Origin of the sequence: Mucilaginibacter arboris (genome assembly GCF_009754915.1) — a bacterium.
GTDB lineage: Bacteria > Bacteroidota > Bacteroidia > Sphingobacteriales > Sphingobacteriaceae > Mucilaginibacter_A > Mucilaginibacter_A arboris.
Map to the genome: position 1 here is coordinate 41,564 of NZ_WPIK01000016.1, position 21,229 is coordinate 62,792.

General features: G+C 41.7%; 22 protein-coding genes. 10 read left to right on the top strand and 12 right to left on the bottom strand.

Going from position 1 to position 21,229, the window contains the following annotated elements; genetic code table 11:
* Positions 1-9: 9 nt before the first annotated feature.
* The 10 genes from GO621_RS15830 (at position 10) to GO621_RS15875 (ending at position 6,347) form a co-directional block, all read left to right on the top strand.
* Positions 10-585, top strand: coding sequence for a DoxX family protein (locus tag GO621_RS15830; RefSeq protein ID WP_198170284.1), 576 nt, complete (start codon positions 10-12; stop codon positions 583-585).
* A 113-nt stretch (positions 586-698) separates the two neighbouring features.
* Positions 699-1,046: a hypothetical protein gene (locus GO621_RS15835; RefSeq protein WP_157568793.1), complete on the top strand. Its 348-nt coding sequence runs from the start codon at positions 699-701 to the stop codon at positions 1,044-1,046.
* A 141-nt stretch (positions 1,047-1,187) separates the two neighbouring features.
* Positions 1,188-1,787, top strand: coding sequence for a DUF4142 domain-containing protein (locus GO621_RS15840; protein ID WP_157568795.1), 600 nt, complete (start codon positions 1,188-1,190; stop codon positions 1,785-1,787).
* A gap of 68 nt (positions 1,788-1,855) precedes the next feature.
* On the top strand, positions 1,856-2,659 hold the full coding sequence (locus GO621_RS15845) for an alpha/beta hydrolase (protein WP_157568797.1): 804 nt from the start codon (positions 1,856-1,858) through the stop codon (positions 2,657-2,659).
* 333 nt (positions 2,660-2,992) lie between these two features.
* Positions 2,993-3,196, top strand: a complete 204-nt coding sequence (locus tag GO621_RS15850) for a hypothetical protein (protein WP_157568799.1) — start codon at positions 2,993-2,995, stop codon at positions 3,194-3,196.
* Positions 3,197-3,231: 35 nt separating this feature from the next.
* Positions 3,232-4,695: an exodeoxyribonuclease VII large subunit gene (gene xseA / locus GO621_RS15855; protein ID WP_157568801.1), complete on the top strand. Its 1,464-nt coding sequence runs from the start codon at positions 3,232-3,234 to the stop codon at positions 4,693-4,695.
* The gene (gene xseB, locus GO621_RS15860; protein WP_157568803.1) at positions 4,670-4,885 is read left to right on the top strand and encodes an exodeoxyribonuclease VII small subunit; all 216 of its coding nucleotides are present in this window, start codon (positions 4,670-4,672) and stop codon (positions 4,883-4,885) included. Before xseA ends, xseB begins: the two co-directional genes overlap by 26 nt.
* Before the next feature lie 167 nt (positions 4,886-5,052).
* The gene (locus tag GO621_RS15865; RefSeq protein WP_157568805.1) at positions 5,053-5,277 is read left to right on the top strand and encodes a hypothetical protein; all 225 of its coding nucleotides are present in this window, start codon (positions 5,053-5,055) and stop codon (positions 5,275-5,277) included.
* Positions 5,278-5,300: 23 nt separating this feature from the next.
* Positions 5,301-5,534 carry a hypothetical protein gene (locus GO621_RS15870; protein WP_157568807.1) on the top strand — a complete coding sequence of 78 codons (234 nt, stop codon included), beginning with the start codon at positions 5,301-5,303 and terminating at the stop codon, positions 5,532-5,534.
* A 3-nt stretch (positions 5,535-5,537) separates the two neighbouring features.
* A complete protein-coding gene (locus GO621_RS15875; RefSeq protein WP_157568809.1) occupies positions 5,538-6,347 on the top strand; it encodes an SOS response-associated peptidase in 810 nt (269 codons plus the stop codon).
* Between the two features lie 14 nt (positions 6,348-6,361).
* Here GO621_RS15875 and GO621_RS15880 read toward each other — a convergent pair whose 3' ends face one another.
* The 12 genes from GO621_RS15880 to GO621_RS15935 all read right to left on the bottom strand — a co-directional run bounded on the left by GO621_RS15880 (position 6,362) and on the right by GO621_RS15935 (position 21,226).
* Positions 6,362-9,559: an error-prone DNA polymerase gene (locus tag GO621_RS15880; RefSeq protein WP_157568811.1), complete on the bottom strand. Its 3,198-nt coding sequence runs from the start codon at positions 9,557-9,559 to the stop codon at positions 6,362-6,364.
* Between the two features lie 19 nt (positions 9,560-9,578).
* On the bottom strand, positions 9,579-11,084 hold the full coding sequence (locus GO621_RS15885) for a Y-family DNA polymerase (RefSeq protein WP_157568813.1): 1,506 nt from the start codon (positions 11,082-11,084) through the stop codon (positions 9,579-9,581).
* A 1-nt stretch (position 11,085) separates the two neighbouring features.
* Positions 11,086-11,817, bottom strand: coding sequence for an ImuA family protein (locus tag GO621_RS15890; protein WP_157568815.1), 732 nt, complete (start codon positions 11,815-11,817; stop codon positions 11,086-11,088).
* Between the two features lie 394 nt (positions 11,818-12,211).
* Positions 12,212-13,153, bottom strand: a complete 942-nt coding sequence (locus tag GO621_RS15895) for a CHC2 zinc finger domain-containing protein (protein WP_157568817.1) — start codon at positions 13,151-13,153, stop codon at positions 12,212-12,214.
* Between the two features lie 221 nt (positions 13,154-13,374).
* Complete coding sequence (locus GO621_RS15900) at positions 13,375-13,605, bottom strand: hypothetical protein (RefSeq protein WP_157568819.1); 231 nt, start codon at positions 13,603-13,605, stop codon at positions 13,375-13,377.
* A gap of 754 nt (positions 13,606-14,359) precedes the next feature.
* Positions 14,360-15,628: a hypothetical protein gene (locus GO621_RS15905; protein ID WP_157568821.1), complete on the bottom strand. Its 1,269-nt coding sequence runs from the start codon at positions 15,626-15,628 to the stop codon at positions 14,360-14,362.
* Between the two features lie 268 nt (positions 15,629-15,896).
* Positions 15,897-17,381, bottom strand: coding sequence for a hypothetical protein (locus GO621_RS15910; RefSeq protein ID WP_157568824.1), 1,485 nt, complete (start codon positions 17,379-17,381; stop codon positions 15,897-15,899).
* A 193-nt stretch (positions 17,382-17,574) separates the two neighbouring features.
* Positions 17,575-18,285, bottom strand: a complete 711-nt coding sequence (locus GO621_RS15915) for a hypothetical protein (protein WP_157568826.1) — start codon at positions 18,283-18,285, stop codon at positions 17,575-17,577.
* The gene (locus GO621_RS15920; RefSeq protein ID WP_157568829.1) at positions 18,245-19,186 is read right to left on the bottom strand and encodes a DUF4099 domain-containing protein; all 942 of its coding nucleotides are present in this window, start codon (positions 19,184-19,186) and stop codon (positions 18,245-18,247) included. The genes GO621_RS15915 and GO621_RS15920 overlap by 41 nt, the downstream gene beginning before the upstream one ends.
* A 16-nt stretch (positions 19,187-19,202) precedes the next feature.
* On the bottom strand, positions 19,203-20,432 hold the full coding sequence (locus GO621_RS15925) for an ArdC family protein (protein WP_157568831.1): 1,230 nt from the start codon (positions 20,430-20,432) through the stop codon (positions 19,203-19,205).
* Positions 20,433-20,591: a hypothetical protein gene (locus GO621_RS15930; RefSeq protein WP_157568833.1), complete on the bottom strand. Its 159-nt coding sequence runs from the start codon at positions 20,589-20,591 to the stop codon at positions 20,433-20,435.
* 2 nt (positions 20,592-20,593) lie between these two features.
* Complete coding sequence (locus tag GO621_RS15935) at positions 20,594-21,226, bottom strand: M23 family metallopeptidase (protein ID WP_157568835.1); 633 nt, start codon at positions 21,224-21,226, stop codon at positions 20,594-20,596.
* Positions 21,227-21,229: the final 3 nt, after the last annotated feature.

A 21,229-nucleotide genomic window follows, 5' to 3' on the forward strand; every position in this document is an offset into this window, starting at 1 on the left:
GCTACTGACGTGTCTATTGCAAAAAAGTTAAGTTTACTCGAACTGAGAATGGTTTCCTGGAAAGTCAGGAATGGGCTGACCATTCTGCGCATTGCCCTTGGCATCATTTTCTTCTGGTTCGGTATCCTGAAATTTTTTCACGGGTTAAGCCCAGCAGAAGAACTCGCGTCGCGGACGATTTATAAACTTACTTTCGGGCTTGTTCCCCCCGGTATTTCTGTTTATGTTCTGGCCACTTGGGAAACACTGATCGGCATCGGCCTGCTTACCGGCTGGCTGCTGGATACCACCCTGCTGCTGCTTTACTTCCAAATGGCAGGCACATTTTTACCCATGCTGTTCTTTCCTAATGAAATATTTGCGCATTCCGTTTTTATACCTACGATGGAAGGACAATACATTATCAAAAACCTGGTGCTGATCAGCGCAGGGATCGTGATTGGTTCTACCGTAAAAGGCGCAGGCATTATTGCAGGACCGGATGCGAGGAACCTGGCCGAAAAGTACAACTCAAGGTTTTTTACCAAACAGCAGCTTGCTGAATCTACGCCATTGGAACTTATACCGGAGAACGGATTAGAATGACTAGCAATATTGTTTTCTGTTATTTGTGTTGGCCCTGTTCTGACACGGGGATTAAAAAAACCAGAAACTTTCAATTAATATTTGTAACCGGGTGTTTTTGTTTCCGTATCCAGTTGATAGCCTATTTATCTGTCCCATTAGTGCGTACCGAAACTATTTCCCTATCTGACACCGAAATAATAAGCCTGCTGGAAGCGGATTCTATCGCCGGAACGATGGCGCTTTATGACCGGTACGTTGCCCCGCTGATACTTGCCATTTTCCGTATTGTTCGGGAAAAGGAACGGGCAGATGAAATACTGGTTAAAACGCTCGTCATTGTCAGTAAAACCTATAGCACGAACTTAAAGCAAAAAGAAAACCTTTTACCCTGGGTCATGGCTATTGCCCGAGAGCAGGCGAACCTTTTTAGGTTGGAAAAGACTGCGGCAATCATAGATGCAGCGGGCGTAGCTAGCTAACTGCTGGTTTTGATAAAAGGTCGAGCAAATTTGCATCAAATCTATAAATATGAATTTCAAGAGAGAAGATACTAATATTCCTTCTATCAAACATTCTCCCGGGAAACCTATTGTAACTATACAAATTATTAAACCGATAAAATGAACAAAAACTCAACTTCGTCTCAAAGACGTGATTTCGTCAAAAAATCCCTAACCGGTACCTTGGCCTTGACAGCAGGCCTGTCTGGTGTCACCAGCTTGTTATCTTCTTTTAGCACAGATAACGATAACGGACCAATGCTATTGACTGAGGTTCCTACAGCAGCAAATGAAAAGGAATTTCGGATGAAGGTGCTCGGCCCTGCTGAACTTTCACTCGCTACCAGCCAGATTGCAGTAAGTAAAGCTGCCCAGAAAAACGCCAAAGAATTTGCCGGATTTGAACTGACAGAAGCAATCGCTGTAACGGGTGTTTTAAAGGATTTGGGCACGCCGGTACCACCAATGGACGCCAAAGCAAAAGCCACACTCGCTAAAATTAAAGCAGCTCCGGCAGGGTCAGCTTTTGATAAAGCCTATATAGGCGCACAGCTGGAAAACCATGAATTTTTACGTGACCTTGCCCAGGATTACTTAGGTAAAGGGAAAATGGCAGGCGCAGCAGAGGCTCAGACAAGGCACCTGGCAACACTTGCATTAGCTGTTTTTAAAGAGCATGTGGCTATAACAACGAGGATCCTTCATGAGTTAGGAGCTTAACAAAAGCCAAGTTGAAAAATGATGTGCCTTAAAATACAATATTCTTAATTTTCCAAAAACTGATACCAATGAATAGCACAATTGTATTTATCCACGGTATGTTTCAGAATCCAAAAAGCTGGGCAAAATGGATCACTTATTTCGAAGCAAAGGAGTACAACTGCCTGGCACCGGCCTGGCCGTTGCACGAAGGAGAGCCAGCTGACCTGCGCGCCAACCCGCCGGCAGGACTGGGGGACCTGGAACTGAACGACATTATCGTAAAGATTGAAGAAATGATTTTGAAGCTGGACGACAAGCCAATCGTGGTAGGACATTCCGTTGGCGGACTAATCGTACAACTACTGGTGAACCGGAAAATGGTCAAAGCCGGTGTTGCGATCGATTCTGTTGCACCCAATGCGATGCTAGATTTTGACTGGGGCTTTTTTAAAAATAGTGCAGCTATTGCCAATCCTTTTAAAGGCAATGAGCCGTTTGAAATGGACGGGCAAACCTTTCAGGAAACCTTCTGCAATACCATGGACCCAGAAGAAACCAAATTGGCTTACCAGGAGTTTGCTACACATGACAGCAGGAATGTATTGCGCGATTGCATGGGAGAAGCGGGACAACTTGATGTAGAACTGGCGCATGCTCCATTGCTTCTGATCGCCGGAGAAAAGGACCAGATCATTCCGGCCTCACTGACAGAGAAAAATGCCAAGGCTTATACGGACGAGGGCAGCATAACCAGCTTCAAAGAATTTCCAAACCGAGGACACTATATCTGCGGAGAGCCTGGATGGGAGGAAGTCGCCGCGTACGCTTATAACTGGCTGGAAGATAACAAGACGGCTTTTCAAGAAGAACAAAAAGGGTTTTTTAAATAGTATTTTAAGAGAAATCTGAAACAGTAAAAAGGGAAAGCAATATGCTTTCCCTTTTTTATTTCTTAAATTTTATGTGGTAAAAAGGTGTAATCTTAGCTTTAACTAGAATATCAGCTTACTTAACATAAAGGTAATTATAAGTCTATTTGTCGTTTTGCTGTTTGATACTATTCTAAATATCCATTATACTTACCAGGTTACTTCAATTAAGAACTAAAATATAAAGGTTCGCATTCATGCTTTAGTCCTCAATTAATTTTTCGTTTCTACCTTCGTTGTATGATTTCAACCTTTGTCAAGGAAATAAACGGCGTAACGTTTACCTTTAATACCATGAACTCAGAAAGGCTTCAGCTTTACCAGGTATATGTAATGTATGAGGGGGTTAAAAAGCGTTTCCATATGCAGGTAAACGAGGAAAACAGATTCAAAATCATGGACAGAGCTGCCTGTCCTGAATTCTGCCTTCCTTTGGAAAATGCCCTGCATGATGCCATTCTTGAAAATCATAACCGGAGCCTTAATACAGCTGGTTAGCAGCAAAAAGAAAAATAAACAACGTCGTCCTTAATTTGGAAGCAAGCAACCGTTACCCTGTAGCCACGCCTGGCAGCATCCGCCTTTCCGAACTATCGGCAAGGGTAAGCCGTGCGATAGAAGAAGCTTTTAGCTATACTTCCTTCTGGGTGATTGCAGATGTCACTAACCATACTTATAAATCCCAGAAAGACTACCACTACTTTGAGCTGGTTGAAAAAGCGGAAGGAACAAGCGTGCTCCTGGCCAAGTTTTCGGGCAGCGCCTGGGGAACCGGATCACAAAAGATCGCCGAATTTGAAAAGGCAACCGGGCAGCGGTTTACCGGCGGGTTAAACGTGCTGGTTAAAGTAACGGTCAAATATCAGGCAGCTTACGGCCTACAGCTTACTTTGCAGGATATTGATATTAACTTTACACTCGGTGTGCTCGAACAGCAAAGGCAGGCAACCCTGCTTCGCCTGGTCAGGGACAACCCGGAGCACATCAGGATCGAGGACGGCAGGTTAAAAACCAGCAACCAGGGCCTTGTTTTAAACCGCGTTATTCAGCGAATTGCAGTTATATCTTCCAGCACTTCTGCCGGTTTTCAGGACTTTCAGCATACGCTGGAAAATAATGGGTGGGGGTACCGCTTTAGTGTAGATCCTTACTTTGCACTCATCCAGGGAGATCATAATGCCGGGCAATTAGTAGATAAAATTGTTGCTGTGTACCAGTCAGGCGTAGCTTATGATGCTTTGGTTATTATCAGAGGTGGAGGTGCGCAAACAGACTTTCTGATTTTTGACCATTATGCTATAGCAAGGGCTATTGCTCGTTTCCCCATTCCGGTGATTACCGGTATTGGCCACCAAAAGAACGAAACTCTGACAGATTTGGCGGCCCACACGGCTACCAAAACGCCGACTAAAGCTGCTGAATTTATTATTGCCCATAACCGGGGGTTTGAACAGGAGCTGCTGCAACTGCAAAAAAACATGGTGATTAAATCCCAGCAGCTGCTTTCAGCCGAAAACAGGAAGCTCAGCATGATCCGGACAAGCCTGGTAAATAACACGCGAAGCATGATCACTGGCCACAAGGATGCACTGGTCAGAAATAACCAAATTACGATCAATACCACGAAAAGCATTTTATACAGGCACAGGACTGGATTGAACAATCTATATAGCAAACTTTCCATTCAGCCCAAAGGAATGCTTTACAAGCATCAGGCAGAGCTATCCATAATTTGCCGGAACTTAAAGACTTTTAGCAATTTATACTCAAAAAGCCAGGAGAACAAGCTTTCGCACTACGCCTCACTGATTAAACTGATGTCTCCTGAAAACATCCTATCAAAAGGCTTTGCCATCGTAAAGGCTAAAGGAAAAATCAGGGGTAATGCGGACGGGATTAACTTAGGAGAAGAAATAACTGTTATCCTTGCAAAGCAGCAACTGGTTGCAACAGTAACCTCAAAAGAAAACCATGACGGAACTGAATTTAACATATGAAGCAGCTTTCGAGGAACTCTCGCAAATAGCAAAAGAAATAGAAACGGAATCAGTCAGCGTAGATGTGCTGGCGGAAAAAGTAAAACGAGCAGCAGAGCTGGTTTCTTTCTGCCAGTCAAAGCTGAAAGCCACTGAAACAGAGGTGGGTAAGATCATTTCCCAGATGGAACAGAAAACGGGGGAAGGTTAAAAGAATTAGCTATGGAAAAATTTAAGAAGCAGCCGTGTTTAGAGGTAAAAGCTGTTGTTTTTGAATTTGATTTGTGAGGGAAACCGGTTCAAGAAAACTTGTTTGCTGATTGAGCTGTATAAAGGTAAAAATTCAACTAATCATAAACGGCAGAATATGATCCTTCAATGATGACTACTGATTCTTTAGGCTTTATTTTAGAATACCAGGACAGGAACATTTACTGCGAAGTGTTTGATGATGATGGGCACTATATGGTGCTGTTTGATAGTAAGTACGAATGCGAGGTGGAAATGGACGAATCCACTTTTTGGATACAGGCAGACGGCAATCATCTTCCTGAAGCTATAATTTTGGAGATCGGGTTTCATATTGAAAAAAAATACAACTAATTTCACAAGGATAATTTGGTTGTATGCAAAAAGGTGAAGCTTTTAAAATTGAGGTTAATGAACTTGCGCTGGAAGTTACCAGCCATATCGTTAATTCGAGTGAAATTTTTAGAATTGTATTCTCCGATACACGGCCACCTCTTGTGGTTATAGAATCATTAACGAACGGCCGCCCGTTTTGGACCTCTGTTCCCCAAGGAAGACAAAAAGAAGCCGAATTTTTTGGAAAGCTTATTGAGGAGAAATTAAAAAAGTAAATTATGTGCTACTACAACGGACAAAAGGTATCGAAGACAGAGTTTTTAAAGCTGCTGCAACTGGAAAAAGCGCTCAAGGATTTTGACTTTTTAAACAAGGAGCTAAGTACGGGATTTGACTACAGCCTGAATGCCGTAGTGAGACCAAAAGAGGGCGAAATAGATTTCGATATTGTGCAGATGGAATGGGGCTTTGTTCCTGCTTATATCCGGAACCGGGAGCAGCTTGGTAAAATGCGGCTCGGTTATAAAGACAGCGCAGGGAAATTTCATCCGCCCCTCACCACGCTTAACTCAACAGCAGAAGAAATGCTCAAGCCAGGTAAAATATACCGGGAAGCAGCCTTGAAAAGGCGTTGCCTGGTGCTTTCTTCCGGCTTTTTTGAGTGGCGCCATGTGAACCCTTTAAGCAAGAAAACGGGCCTGCCTTTAAAAGCGACCATTAACTACCCTTACCACATCACGATTAAGGAACACGAATACTTTTACATGGCGGGCATCTGGCAACCCTTCATAGATACCCAAACAGGGGAAACAGTAGATACTTTCGCTATCGTAACAACCAAGGCGAACCCATTGATGGAACAGATCCACAATAGCAAAAAGCGGATGCCAACCATCCTGCCGGACGAGCTTGCCTACGAGTGGATTTTTGGCGAGCTAAGCGAAGAGCGTATTCAGCAGATCGGGTCTTACCAGTACGATTACCGGGAAATGGATGCCTGTACGATTTCTAAAGAATTCAGGGCCTCCCTTGATCCGACCGCGCCTTTTGCCTATGAAGACCTGCCCGCCTTCGAGCTAAGTTTGTAATTGGTCGTAAGGGGCTACTTAAAGTTCCGGGCGGTAGGATAGCTTTCTTTGCTCAACTCTTTGGGCAGGCTTTCCTTGTTTACCTCTATATCTGCTGTAAATAGTGATGGCTCCTCTTTCAGCGGAAGCTTAATTCCTTTGAAAAGCTTCGCCAGGTTAAAACAGCGGGTAACAATGACATGGGTAACGCCGCTTTCGCGCTGCAGCTTGCCTTCTACCAGAAGCACAGGCGAACCATTAATTTCTTTGCGGTATTTCTCGAACAGGTTTGCAAAAACAACCAGGTTCGAGACCCCTGTTTCGTCCTCTAAAGTAATAAAACACACACCCTTGGCTGTCCCCGGACGCTGCCGGACGGTTACTAACCCCGCCGTTTTGATGAGCGTGCCTTCTTTGATTTCGGTGATCTCTTTGCTGGACAGCGCATGAAGCAGTCTTAACTTTTCCCGCATAAAGCTGAGCGGATGGGCTTTGAGCGATAGCGCGGTACTGGCATAATCCTGCGCCACATGTTCGCCCAAAGTCATCAGCGGTAAGGACACCTGGGTTTCCAGCACACTTTCTGAGGGTTGTCCGGTAAAGGCCCCGGTCGGCCTGTCCTGCAATGCCGATACTTCCCATAAAGCCTGTCTGCGGTCAAGGCCCAGGGACCTGAAAGCATCTGCATCAGCTAATTTTTCCAGCGCCGCGAGCGAAACACCAGCCTCGCAAAGTGCCGAAATACTCGGGTAACCTTTTAACCTGCCAGCAACCAGTGTTTCCATGTCTTCCTCCCTGATACCCGAGATCTGGCGAAAGCCCAAGCGGATGGCCCTGGTTTTTCCTGGTTTCTCTTCCAGCAGGTTGTCCCAGTGGGAATGGTTGATGTCTATGGCCCTGACTTCAACTTCGTGATTCCGGGCATCAATAATGAGCTGTGCAGGCTGATAAAAACCCATGGGCATACTGTTTAAAAGGGCAGTTGTGAAAACATCCGGGTGATAGCATTTCAGCCAGCACGAAACGTAAACCAATAATGCGAAACTGGCCGCATGAGATTCCGGAAAACCATAACTACCGAAGCCTTCGAGCTGCTTGAATATCCTTCTTGCAAAGTCCTCCTCGTAGCCTTTTGCAACCATGCCATCCACTAACTTTTGCTCAAAGCGGTTGACCATGCCCTTGAACTTAAAGGTGGCCATGCTCCTGCGCAGTTCGTCAGCTTCAGCGGGCGTAAACCCTGCGGCAACAATGGCGATTTTCATCACCTGCTCCTGAAAAAGAGGAATGCCTAATGTTCTACCCAGGATTTCTTCCAGCTCTTTAGAAGGATACACTACTGGCTCTTCTCCATTACGCCTGCGCAAATAAGGATGCACCATGTTTCCTACAATCGGCCCCGGTCGGACAATCGCCACTTCAATCGTGAGGTCATAAAAGCATTTGGGTTTCATTCGTGGCAGCATGGACTGCTGCGCCCTGCTTTCGATTTGGAAAACGCCGATGGTATCAGCAGCAGTGACCATTACGTAAACTTTTGGGTCATCCTGCGGGATATTCGCAAGGGTAAGGTCAAGCCCGTAATGCTGTTTGCATAAATCAAAAGCTTTCCGGATACAGGTCAACATTCCAAGCGCCAGCACATCCACTTTCAAAAAGCCAAGTGCATCTATATCGTCCTTGTTCCACTCGATATTCGTCCGGTTTTCCATCCTGGCATTCATGACCGGGCATAAATCAGAGAGCTTACCTTCCGTGACAACAAAACCTCCGGTATGTTGCCCTAACTGTCTTGGGAAACCCAGCATTTGCGCTGTTAGTTCCAGCGTTTTCCGTAACAAGGGATCGTCCGGGTTCAGCCCTTGCTCCAGAAGCCGCTCTGGTGAAAACCACTCGTCCGTAAAATGTCCCAGGGAAGCAGAAAGACGGCTAATGGTATCCAGTGATAGCCCCATTACTTTACCCACGTCCCTGATTGCGCCTTTCTGGTGCTGGGTGGTAACGGTCGCAACGATGGCAGCGCGGTCCCGGCCGTATTTTTCGTAAACATATTGCATGATTTCTTCCCTGCGCGAATGTTCGAAATCTATGTCAATGTCCGGCGGTTCGTTACGGGCAGAGGAAATAAAACGCTCAAAAAGCAAATCAAATTTGGTAGGATCAACCGAAGTGATGCCCAGGCAATAACAAACGGCAGAATTCGCCGCTGATCCACGTCCCTGGCAAAGGATTCCCCTGATTCTTGCTTCCCTGACAATATCATGCACAAACAAAAAGTAATTGGCATAGTCCATTTCTGCAATGAATTTTAGCTCATGCTTTAGGGTCGCGACTATTTTCTCGGGCGTATTTCCGCCAAAAGCAGTTTTTGCGCCTTCCCAGGTAAGATGGATAAGTTCTTCCATTGGAGTTCGGCCATTACCGTATATTTCCTCAGGATAAACGTATTTCAGCTCATCCAGGGAAAATGTACAGGCATCAGCAATTTCCTGGGTATTATCCGTTGCTTCCGGGTATTGCTGGAACAAGCGGAGCATCTCCTCTATTGGTTTCAGGTGCCGCTCCGCGTTTTGGTGGAGCAGAAAGCCGGCTTCGTAGATGGTGCATTTTTCCCTTACGCAGGTCAGTACGTCCTGCAACTCCCTTCGGTCATGCTGATGGTAATGCACATCGTTCAAGGCAACCAGGGGGACATGAAACCGCCTACTCAACTGCGCAGAACGGTGCAGTTTTTTATGGTCGTTTCCCTGGTAGCCGCGCGTAGTACCCAAATATAGGTCTGTCCCTAAATGATCATGGTACTCTTTGACGGCCAGTTTGAACGAATCGTCAAAATCAAACCGGGAACCAAGTTCATCGGGCGGCAGGACAATAAATTTGATACCTGCCGCATGTTCGTAAACGTCCGCTTTATACAGTTCACATTTCCCTTTTTCTGTCCGGAGGTTTCCTTTGGTCAGCAGGGCCGATAACCTGCTGTAAGCATCTTTATTTGTTGGATAAGCAAGCAGGCTAACCCCGTCCACGAGGTCAAGCCTGCAACCCGGGATAAGGGTAATCCCTTTTGCTTTTGCTGCAACATGTGCCCGGACAATTCCGGATAATGTATTTCGGTCTGTTATGGCAATTTTCTGATATCCAAGTGCTGCTGCCTGTTCTACCAGTTCCTCCGGATGTGAAGCGCCCCTGAGAAAGCTAAAGTTGGATGTTACCTGTAATTCTGTATAACCCATGGCTTACCCCCCTCTCCTATTAAGCAAAAAAACCATGTAAAAACCAGTCATTCGTTTTATCTCCTGAATAATGTCCTAAGCGGAAAAGCCAGAAGCGTTGCCCGTCCTCGTCCTCCACGATGTAATAGTCCCGATGCTCGCCTTCGTCCATCCACCATTCCCGTTCGATCCGCTCTGGGCCGTCCGTTTTTTTGATGGCGTGAACCTTATCTTTATACCGGAACACGATAGGCGGGTAATCGGGAATCGGCGCGGCTACAAAAACAGGTTCCGGACGGGGCAATAGCTGCACAGGACGTGGCTTGGACGTTTGCCAGCTAATTGCTGTTTTCGCTTGCAAGGATGTTTCGTGCTTAACGCTTCGTTCCGGCCAAAAGTGCTTATCGGGTAGATACCGATGAATACTTTTTGCTCCTAGTTTACCTGCTAACCGGTCGAGTAGCTCGGTCAGTTCCTGATCGTCGAGGCCAGGGCTTCCTGCCCACAAGGCCTCCTGTACCGGTTCCGAATCTTCTACCTCCGGCGCTTCCAGGACAAACAGTTCGATTCCCAGGGCAGGCGTAATAGAAGCTATTTTCAGTTCAAACAGTTTAAAAAGGTGTTCGATTTGATTTGCTGCCTTGTTCGTTCCGATCTCTACCTGCTCTATATGGCCATCCATCCGATAACCGGTCAATTTTGCTGTCCGCAGACCTTTTCCTTCTTTGCATAGACGCTGGCAGAGTGCTTCCAGCAGCCTTCTAATCGCAATTTCGATCCCTTTCTTTGTCCGTATGGGTTCCAGGCAGGGCAGGCGTTCCTGAAAAGGTACGGCAATTTGCAAGGGTTTGATGACCTCCTCTTCCTGGCCCATGGCCTGGCTCAAGCGAAGCAGGAAGGCTTCTCCAAAACGCCTGCGCAGTGCTGAACGGGAAATCTTTATAAAATCTTTAATCTGGTAAAACCCCAGCTTTTTAAGACGCTGCAAAACGGGTTCTTCCAGACGCAGGGCAGCAGGCGGCAAAGGGAGCAAGGCCGAAATATGGGCACTGGTATCAATGATTGTTATTTGCTGCCGTCCAAAATGCGAAACGCCCCAGGCGGCACCTATCGTATCTGCTATGGCGGCGCGGGTTTCATAACCTTTACCTTTTAGCCTGCTTACCAAATCTTTCAGGTAATCGTGCTCTGTGCCCCACAAATGGGTACACCCGGTTATATCCAAAATAAGGCCATCCGGAAGGTGGGTTGCAACGATGGGTGAATACCGGATGCACCACTCGCCAAGTCCTTTTAATAATTTTGCCGCACGTTCCGGTTTGTCATCAAATACCTGTAGACCGGTACAAATAGCTTTAGCATCTGCCGCACCCATTCCTAACGCTATCCCCTCTGCTGCTGCTACTTTGCTTACCGCTGTTACGCTCATCCGCCCGCGATCCGGCAAGGCAAAGACAAAAGGCACGGCCTTTAGTTCAGGTTTACGGATCACCATCCAGTCAGTGGTTAAATGAGAAAACCATATTGCAGCAAATCGTCTGGCCATCTTATCCGAACTTTAATATTTGTTCCTCTGTTATGGCTTCAGCTGCCGGCAAAACGTTAAACCCTTCTTCCGACCATTCCACCGTCCAGGTGCCAGGGTTTCCGTTTCGTACTTTGAGCAGCTCTACCTGCCAGCGCGGGTAGCCCACGCCTGGCAAATCGTCCTCGGTTTCGCTCGGCAGGGGCTTTACCTGCCATCGGGCAACGCAGGCGGTCGGACTAATTTTGAGTGGGTCATGGCGCAAAATAAAACCTGTTACGCGGCTTTCTTCTACTGCTAACTGCAAACGCCTGGACTGGGTAAAGCTGAGTTCCCGGAGTTCGGCTACAACGGCTGCAAGTCCCTTGTACTTTAAAGCTTCTTCCACCGCCCACAAAACATCTTTTTCCCTATCTATGTCAATAAAAATAATGCGCTCCGGTTCTACGCCAAAAGCTTTTAATGCAGGAGGAAAAAGCTTCCGGCAGGTACTGATCCACAGGCAGGGGCCGCCCGAACGCATCAGGACGCTTAGCAACCCTGCAATAAACCCACCTGTTGCCCCGGTATGTTCCGCTTCCAGGTTTAATACTTCGTGGACCGAACCTGCAGGGAAAACGCCGTTTGGAAAAGCGGCTTCAATAGGGCCAAGGCCAAAGGCACTTGTAGCGCCTTCCGTAGCTGGCTTAAAGCCTTCCATCAGTAAAATGTCCTTCCGGAGTTGGGCAATAATATCCCTTTTTGCCTGTTCCATAGCCTTATAATTACTAATAATATTAGCAATTATACTAACTATTTTATCAAAAGGTTTGAAATGTGGAAAAAAAGTATTTGGGGTAAGGGAGCGTAATTCAGCGACGGGAGGGTAAAACGATCAGTATGAGCAGGAGAAAAAGATGAGTAATGGGCTGTTAGAAGAGATGCTTACTTGCTTTTCCTCCAACTTCTTTTTACATACTTTTGCGGCAACCACCTTTACATTAAACTCAAGCCGGTATTGATTTCAATAAGATGACTAAACACCTTACTATAAATTACGGCCGAATACAATCAATGTTAAACTGGGTCGGTTAAGTTATACTGCTCTTTATTGTTGTAGGAATCTGTCAAAAAAAATGTACTTTTTTGACAGGGATTTTAAATCAAGATCATATTTTTCTCTTATCGCCGCTGCCTTGCTGGAAAAGTAAAAAGTCGTTCACATCGTTAAGCCCTTTTTCTGCGTAGAAAGCACTTTTATCTTCTGCTCCTTTTATTAGTTGAAGGCCTCTTTTCGTGGCATGTTTCCCTCCTACTCCTTCACGTCCACAATCGAAATATAAATGAACTGGAAGATTTTCAGAAATAGATTTTACATCTATCTTTTTGCAAAGTTTTTCTGTTAGGTTACCAGTACCATTTAAAATTACAACGTAAAAACTTTCTTCTGGTTTAATATGCCTATAGCTTGCAAAGTCCATAGATCCCTCAAATAGCTTTATGCTTTCTGGCTTACCTCCAATTGTGTAGGCGCAAATCCCTCCTGCCTTTAAATTACCTTTATACACCTTTGACCTTACTGCATAACCACCGTTTAGATTATTAAAGCCTATTGCAAAAAAAACGTCTTTGCCATTTGACCAATGTACTTCTTTAGCGGTGTCTATTATATCAGCAATATCTAATCCTCGGCTTTTTAAATAAGTAATAAGTGCTGGATGTTGAACCTTATTTTTTACCTCAATGATTTCGATTTCAAGATTTGTTTCACCGTTCTTCTTTAGGAAAGATTTGTAAGCATCAATTACAATATCCGAGTTAATACTTAATCTTTGGACTGCTTCAACAAAAGATTTGTTCTCGAATTTTTGAACAGCTTTTATAATATCACCTCCATCACCTATGGCATGATCATACCATAAATTTGTTGTCTCTCTTATGCTAATGGAGCCGGTCTTTTGGTTATCAAAACCAAAGAAATGTTCTTTACCTTTCTTCCCTTCATACCGCAAGGCCCCTTTACTTTCAAGCTGAAAAAAATAATCCAAAATCGGAATTTCTTCTTTTATCCTGCTTGCCTCAGCTATCAGTTTTGAATAGTTGTTTCCCATTGTCAAGAGTACATTCAAATGCTATCGATAATAAAAAGTGTAACGTGTTTTGTATAAAGGCAAAAAGAAAATAAACCAGAATAAACCTCTAATTCCAGACATCAGGTTTTAACGAGCTTATTAATGTAATAACTATAAACCTACCGTGCTCAAAAACATATTAAACAACTCTTATTTATACAAATATATAAATATATGTTTATATAAACATATAAATTTAGTTATTTTATTGATTTTTTCTTTTTCAAAATATTGTTCATAATATCCATGTCAGTTTGATCTTCGTTTTTATTTTTATGAATTGGTTTTTTATGGAATTTCGGAGTATCTGTTTTCTTGATGGAATCAGCAATGGTTAATGAATTTGGCTTTTTAATTATTCCTGTGGATGTACCATTGCAGGAGCACAAAAAACACAGCACTATTAAAGCGCCAATTGTAAATTCTTTCATGTAGCAAATTTTTGATTGTTTAAATGGATACCTGTTCATAACGAGGAATGATTAGTTTGATAAAAAACCTATAATAAGCAATATATATAATTATATAATTATATATTTATATTTTCATATAATTGTATAATAGTTGAAATAACGCAATAGATTATTAATAGGTGTCGTTTAGTACTAAATTTATAATCACTACTAAAGAAGTAAAATATGACAGGCTTTGGAAAATTCTTATTAGCTGTAACGGTAAGTTTCTTCTTAATGATCGGTGCATTAGGATCCAAACATCCGACGTTTTTAATTGCTCTCGCAATTGGGATATGGATTTTGTTTGTTTCAATAATTTCTCCTGGGCTTTCAAAAAAGAAACGGTAAAAACATCAGTTTTAATCCTTAATAACTGAGTGTAATAAAATATTTTAACCAGGGAACTACCGGTATATAAATACCCATGTATCAGATAAGACTAAAACTTTAGTTATTTTTTTCTTTTTGCTGTTTGTTGAATTTTCATAGAAGCTTGCTATATATAGATTATGTTATTAATATATAGTAATATGGTCGAAATACTATTAGGGTCCTCAAAAAAAAGAACCTTTTTAGCTGTAAAAAAGGCTCTTTCATATTAGTTGCAGTCGGAATACTATTAAGGTTGCAAGATCGGTCGAAATAATATTAAGGTAGGTCGAAAAGTTATAATGGTTTTTGGGCTGCGGTCGAAATATTATTAAGGTAAGTCGAAAAGAAATTAGGCTTTTTACTTCGCGGTCGGCATACCATTAAGGTGGGTCGAAATACTATTATCGTCAGTCGAAATACTATTAGGGTGTATGCCAATAAAGCCCTCATGAATCATTCTCAATGCTTCACTATCTTTTAACTGGTTTTTTTTGTCCCATCCATTGGCTTTAAAATAGATATTTTTAATGATTTCTACTTTCTTTTCTACATCGGCCTTACTGTTGTTAAGCCATCTTTGGAAGCTATCTTTCTCATTCTCCAAGTCGGTAATTTTACTTAACCGTTCAATAGGATAGGTGAAATCAAAGAAGTTTCGTAGCTCCCTTAAAAGAAGAATTTTTAAGTTATGGTTAGTTTTCAGCTGCTTTACAATTGAAGGATGCAGGTTTGTTTTAAAATCAAATTCAACAAAGTAATCTTCCAGATATTTATTGTCAGAATGACCGCTAACAAATTTGTAATCAAATGAGAAGTGAACTTTACTTTTATCAGCATTAATGTTTTTATGGATGGATTTAAGAATATTACTTACAGCCTCTTTTTTATGTTTAGGTTCTTTTTCAATAGGCATCCCCTTTTTATCAGGCTCTTTCATAAACCTAACGCCGGCTAGATCTGCTAAAAAATCTACAGAATACAATGGGATTTCTTCTTTGCCACCCTGGGAAGAAAACACATGGAAAATTTTATTGAGCCAAACATAAACCTTCTTCCTGCTATGGCCACCTTTCCCTTTAGCTATCTGCGGTAGTTTAGCGGTGTCAAGGTTGTAGTATCGGCCCACAAAGCCATCAATAATAACATCTGAAAGCCTTACTTCATATACTTTTTTTGTCCCAAGAATATTACCACTCTGCAGATAGATGTCTTTTAAAATTGGAAAGTTTTCGAGTTTAAGAATATTACCATCATCCCTGTAACTAATAACCTTTGAAAAAATAATATTTTCTTTAAGCATCCTGAATAATGTATAATCCAAAACACTTTCAAATTTATGTCCTTCGTAAACTGGAGCTTTAGCTAAGCCATTTGCTATATCCGGATGCATACAACAAAGGTTAGCCGGATTCATTCCTGTGAAGTCGCAATACTCCTTAATCGTGAATTTAGTGTATCCGAACAGGTTACTATTAAGCTTTTTACTAATGAAAAGTATGAAATCTAAAACGTTTTGAGCATCACCTCCAAAGCTTTTGTCAATATCCATTAGGTTATCAGCAATACTTCTGTCAACTCTGGATAGATTGTAACTAAGGTCTTCTTTATGAACTGTGGTATTATTCATATACTTGTTTTATATAAACATATAATTATATAAAGATATAATTATATGTTAAGAAAAGTAAATCTAAAAACTAAAACTAAAAATTAAATGTACGTTTTTTCTTTTTGCTGATCTGGAATGATAAAAATGGGTTCAAACGCTTATAGATTAAGCCTAATAAACCTTAATAGTATTTCGACCGGGAAGTGTATTTTCTTAAAAGGAGGGCGAATGGTGTACGTCTCGTCCTGGTTTTAAAACAGCAAAAAGAAAAAAGGAGTGAACCTTATTAACGGCTTTTTTGAAAGTTTTCGTTGGCTTGATCTCCTGCCTTTTTTTCTGCTGGCTTTTCAATTATGGGTTTTAAATCCTTGTCAAAAAGGCTTAAATTTTTGTATTGGGGATTGGCAGCTACAAATACTTTTTCTTCGGCACCGTTCCTCTCAATCGTTACGGATTGAAGGTTTCCTCTTCGTAAAGAAGATAGTAACCTGTCTTTTTTCTCCGGATCAGTTAGTTCCTTTATAGGTTGGAGGCTTAACGATTTTTCCAGGTCAAAGCCGTAGGTTTGAAAATAAGTCTTGAGTGGGAAGTTTCCTTGTTCATTTCTCTTTTCAAAATCCAGTTTAACCCAAACATCTTCTTTTCGTGTTGTAGGTTCTAAGTCAACCTCTTTACCGGCTGCATCAAATTTCATAACAGGAACACCATTATCTACTATTGTAACGTTTTGCGTGTTCTTATCTTTCATTAAATCTTTAACGATTGCAGGAACGGCTTTTAGATCATCAATTTCATAAGCAGCTCCGTTCGTAGGAACACGGCTTCCATCTTCTGTTTTCCTGGATAAATAATGAATCGCTTGTAGGTTATTATCGGTGGTGGTTATCGGTAATTCGTTGCCGGTTTTATCAAAGTTCCGTGAAACTGAATGGTCTTTTGCCTTGACTGTGTAAGTCGTTTGATTGTCCAGCTTAACCTGTTCCTGTATTTTAGCTTTAGCTTCTGAGATTTTGAAAACTTTTGCTATTTCATTAGTACCGGAAAAGACTGATAACTTATTAGGAATGTCTGCTTTCTTTTGTATTGACCTTCCTGAAAGTAAATTGTATGCTTCTTTAGCCGTGATATCATTTCCTTTATTCAACTCGAATACCTGACTGATCGGCTTGTAGGCCTTGCCGGTCGTCGATCCTTTTTCAAGTACAGCCTGGTAATTGTTTAGAAAATAATTATCAGTGGTAGAGCTTTTGCTAAAACGTAATTCGTAGTTTACAATATCCTTTGTTGCGACTGTATCAAATACAGCAGAGGCACCAAGCGTAAATTTGTCTTTGCCTTCTTTTAGTCTAGCCTCTAAGGCAGAACTGAGATTTTCACCAAAACCAAGGTATTTTAACGTTCTTTTAAGGTATTCAAAATTTTCTTGGTTTGGGATAGTTTTCTTCATATCAAATTTAACATCGTCAAATTTAATAAATCTCTTTTCCTTATCTGTTTCCTTGCTTAGAAAATGCCGGTTAATAAAGCCATTTTCATCAACAAAATAGGATACTTCTGCATTAGGGGTAAAAGAGTTTAACAGGAGATTCGCTTTATCCTGCTTATTTAGGTTTAGATTATCAATCACACTGGGTATTGACTGTTCTTGTAAATCGCTTAATTGAAAGTGATTTGAAGCCAGTTTTCCCTTTTGTTCTAAAGATGCTTTAAACATCGCTTTTTGTTCGGGAGTCCCTTGAATAACGTGAACCGGATTAGAAATTATTTCCATTTTTTTAAATGTTTTATGTTTGAGAACCCTTTAAAATGTGCATCAGGGATAGGAGTGGTTATCCTTTTTGCGACGTGGTGATGTTGTGGGAAAAAGATATGAACGGATAGCCCGTAAAGGCCAACGAGCATAGGGATGCCCAAAGAACGGCTTGGAAAGAAATGCTTTTATATATGAAAATATATTTATATGATTATATAGATATATAATTGTTGATTCTTTTTATGGATTCAAAAAAGGAGTTGTCTAAAGGATTTTTAGGTTTGTGAACACCTATGTTATGCCTCTTTCCAAAAGCGCGACAAAAAGAAGAATAGCAGAACTCGCGCCGTTCAATAACTGTAACCTTTTGGTTTTTTATATCATCAGGCGCAGTAAATTTGAAAAAACCCTTTTCAAGATAAAACACGCAATCCTTATTTGATAGCCACAATGAAACCTTGCAATCGTATAAGCGGCCTATAATATCATTCCCGAAAACGGTGTGGAAATTAGCATTCTTATAAGTTGATTTAAGGAATAAGATCTGGGATTTTGAAGGTTTAACCCCCAACGAAACCAATAAACAGTGATCGGTAAAATTGTACTTAGAATAAGAAAAGGCCGTGAAAGCAATAGCTTCAATACCAGAAAAGAAAAGGAATATTTCTTTTGGGATGATCGGGTTACCAGCAATCCAAATACCTGCAGAGCACGCTAATTTGTAGGTACTAAACCCTATTTTTTCAGTATCAGCTACTAGACAGTCAGGATCTGAATAATCAAAAACAAGCCTGCTGGCATTGTCAATACTTATGTAAGAAACAAAAAAGCGCTGGATATTATATCCAACGCCTATGTTATTCAAAAACGGAGATGAAAAATTATCTTGTTCTTCCGGTTTTTTCTGCAGGCTGCTTATCATCTTTTAACAAGTCTTTCTTGTGAAGTTCATTATCAGTTTCAAAAAGCACATTTTTTATTTCCTCTGTATGGTTTTCGCTTAATTGATCTAGCTCAACAGGGGACGAGTGAGAAGCTTTACTGAATTCATGTTTTACCTGGTTGATCCCCTTTGTAATTGTAGGATCGTTTGGAAAGCTCTTTTTTCTACTTTCTAGCTGTTTTTCCACTTCGTTTAGAGCTGTTAGGTAACCTTTTGAATAATTCTTCTCTTCCGGTGTTTCTTTACCTATAAGCCTGCCAACTCCTGTAATTAAAAGGTAGCTTAAACCACTGTCCAATAAAAGCGATAAAACCATAGCGTTGCGGTTTGATCGGAAGCCGTTTTGATCTGAGGAACGAAACTGAACTTCGGTGCCGTCCGATAATACAATAGCTTCACCTTCTCTTAATTTCCTTTTTTTGTCCGGAGAGAGAGTTTCGTTATTGATAGCTTCCGGAAGTTTTATTTTTCGCGGGTCGTAACTAATAAACTGGTTGGTTAGCCCGTCAAACTCGATAACCTCTGTAACAGAGTTTCCTTCCTTGTCAAGCTTTTCTTTCTTGACGTTTGGTACTTCGCCATTTGTTAGTTGATCGTGCTCTTTAGGCGATAAAAGAGGATGCGGCTGCACATCCTTATATACGGGGTCGATGCGAAGTTTATTAGTCCCGTTTTCATCTACAACCGAAAGACGGGCATTCATAGCATCAATATTAAAGCCGTAATCCCCTTTGATGTTCTTTAATTCTACAAGGTTGGTCATATTGCCTCGTTTCAGGGCATTTACGTTTTCCCACTCCATAGTTAAAGTGCCTTCGGTTACTAATCCTACTCTTTTAAGATCCTCTAAGGGTAACTGTTTGTTTAAATCCTGTTTCATAAAATTAAGCTGGTTTTTAAGGTTTACGGTATAAATTGGTACTCTTTACTGGTGTTATTTCGCTTTCGGTCGAAATACTATTAAGGTTTCTTGATATAAGGTTTGTGCTGGTTTGCTCTGCAACCAATTCTTGTTCCGACGATGCTTTAATTAAAGATTTAAATAAGCCGTCTTTGTCGGTTAGCTGGATTTTATGCAAATTTTGGAGATTGATAACGAGAAAATTTTGTTCATCAGCTTTCAGCACTTCATAGGTATCGGGACCGTAGTTAATCTTTTGGCCAGCAATTAAACTGTTTGAACCAAGTGTCTTATCACCTGCCCTTTCAATGCTTATTTCCTGCTTTTGCTCTAAACCTATTACATAATCATATATCCTCTGTGCATCGGAGGCGGCGGCATGTATTTCATAAGGCGTATCAGTTAAGACTTTGATCCAGCTATCTACATAAGCAATATGCTGTTTTGGATCATGGCCTATTTTAAGTTCGTTGCCCAAGATCATGGAAGCGATCTCTGCACGTAATTCTTCCCTTGCATAGTCTGGCGTGCCAAACTTGTTTACTAACTCTCTATCAAGTCGCGAAGGATGGCCTGTCCAGTGCCCCAGTTCATGTAACAGTGTGGAGTAATACCGATCAGAGCTTTCAAATTGATTTCGCTTGGGCATTTGAATTTTATCGTGAAGTGGCGTATAAAATGCAGCATCACCGGGAACGTGGTCGATTTTAGCGCCGGATGCTTTGAAGATGTTTTCTGCCCTGATAAGCTTTTCCCATAAACTGTTCTTTTCTTCATTAACTATCGGCTGCGGCCCGATACCCTTAATTTGTTCTGCGTTGAAAACCCAGGCTTTTTGAACAATAGGAAACTTTAATTCTATTTGAATTTTAACGGGCTTTCCTGAAGTGTCCAGTACCGGCTTTTTGTTTTCGTCTAACTTCTGCTTTAGCACATGAGTTTTAACAAAGTTGATCATAAAGCCTTTTGCGCCTTTTTGGATTTGCCAACCTTGGCCTTCTGCTTGTTTGAAAGTTGCCCAGCGCGGATCATCAAAGGGACTAAACAGGTTTAAGTATAGCGCATTCAAACCTTGGTAGGCCTTATTAGTAACAGCGTTATAAGGAGCTTTGTAATCAGTTCCTGTACTATTCCACGGCTTTTGCCAAGGCGCTATTCCTTCTTTTAATTGCTCGATTATTTTATCGGCAACCAACTCATGGAGTTTTTTAGTTTCTGTTGCCATTTATACCTCGCTTTCTTCGATATCCTCGTCCGGAAGTAGGTCGGCTACATCAACACCGTAAATAATAGCCTCTTCTTTTGTTAATTCTACTTTTTCACCCTCAGCAACACGTTGTAACTTTAGGAGCAAAGATGTTTCGGGTTTTTGTTCTGTTGACATTTCTATTTGTTAAAGGTTAATAATTCAATTAATTGGTTTCTTTCTTTAATCAGCAAAATCTCTGACAAAAAGGGTAGGGGATTTATAGTTTGTCCTTTATATCTTACAATAAAATGCAGGTGCTCGCCGGTTACAAGGCCTGATTGGCCGCTAATTCCGATAACAGAACCAGCCTTCACTAATTCACCGACATTTACCAACCGTTCCGACAGATGCCCATAAGTAGTTTCGTAGTAACCGTGGTTTATAGTTACGTAATTACCTATCGCATGATCGTAATTTGAGGCAATGACTGTTCCGTGCAGGACTGAATAAATCATGGCGTGGCGCGCTGAAAGATCAATGCCGTTATGAAACTTTATGCTTTTAACAATAGGGTGAATACGGTAACCATATCCTGATGTGAGACGAATATTATCAAGCGGTAAACTTGCAAGCCGCAGCATTTCTTTTCCCGGCAGATAGTTTGATCCGTAGATCGTGTCTTTGTGGAACACCAGACTTGCTGCGGTATCTTTTTTAAGGGAGACAGAGTTGGTTGCCTCGAATGGCTTTATAGAATTAAACTCTTGTGAAAAACCAGATACAGCAAAAAGATAAAAAACAATAAAGGGGAATAATGATAACTTCATCATTTG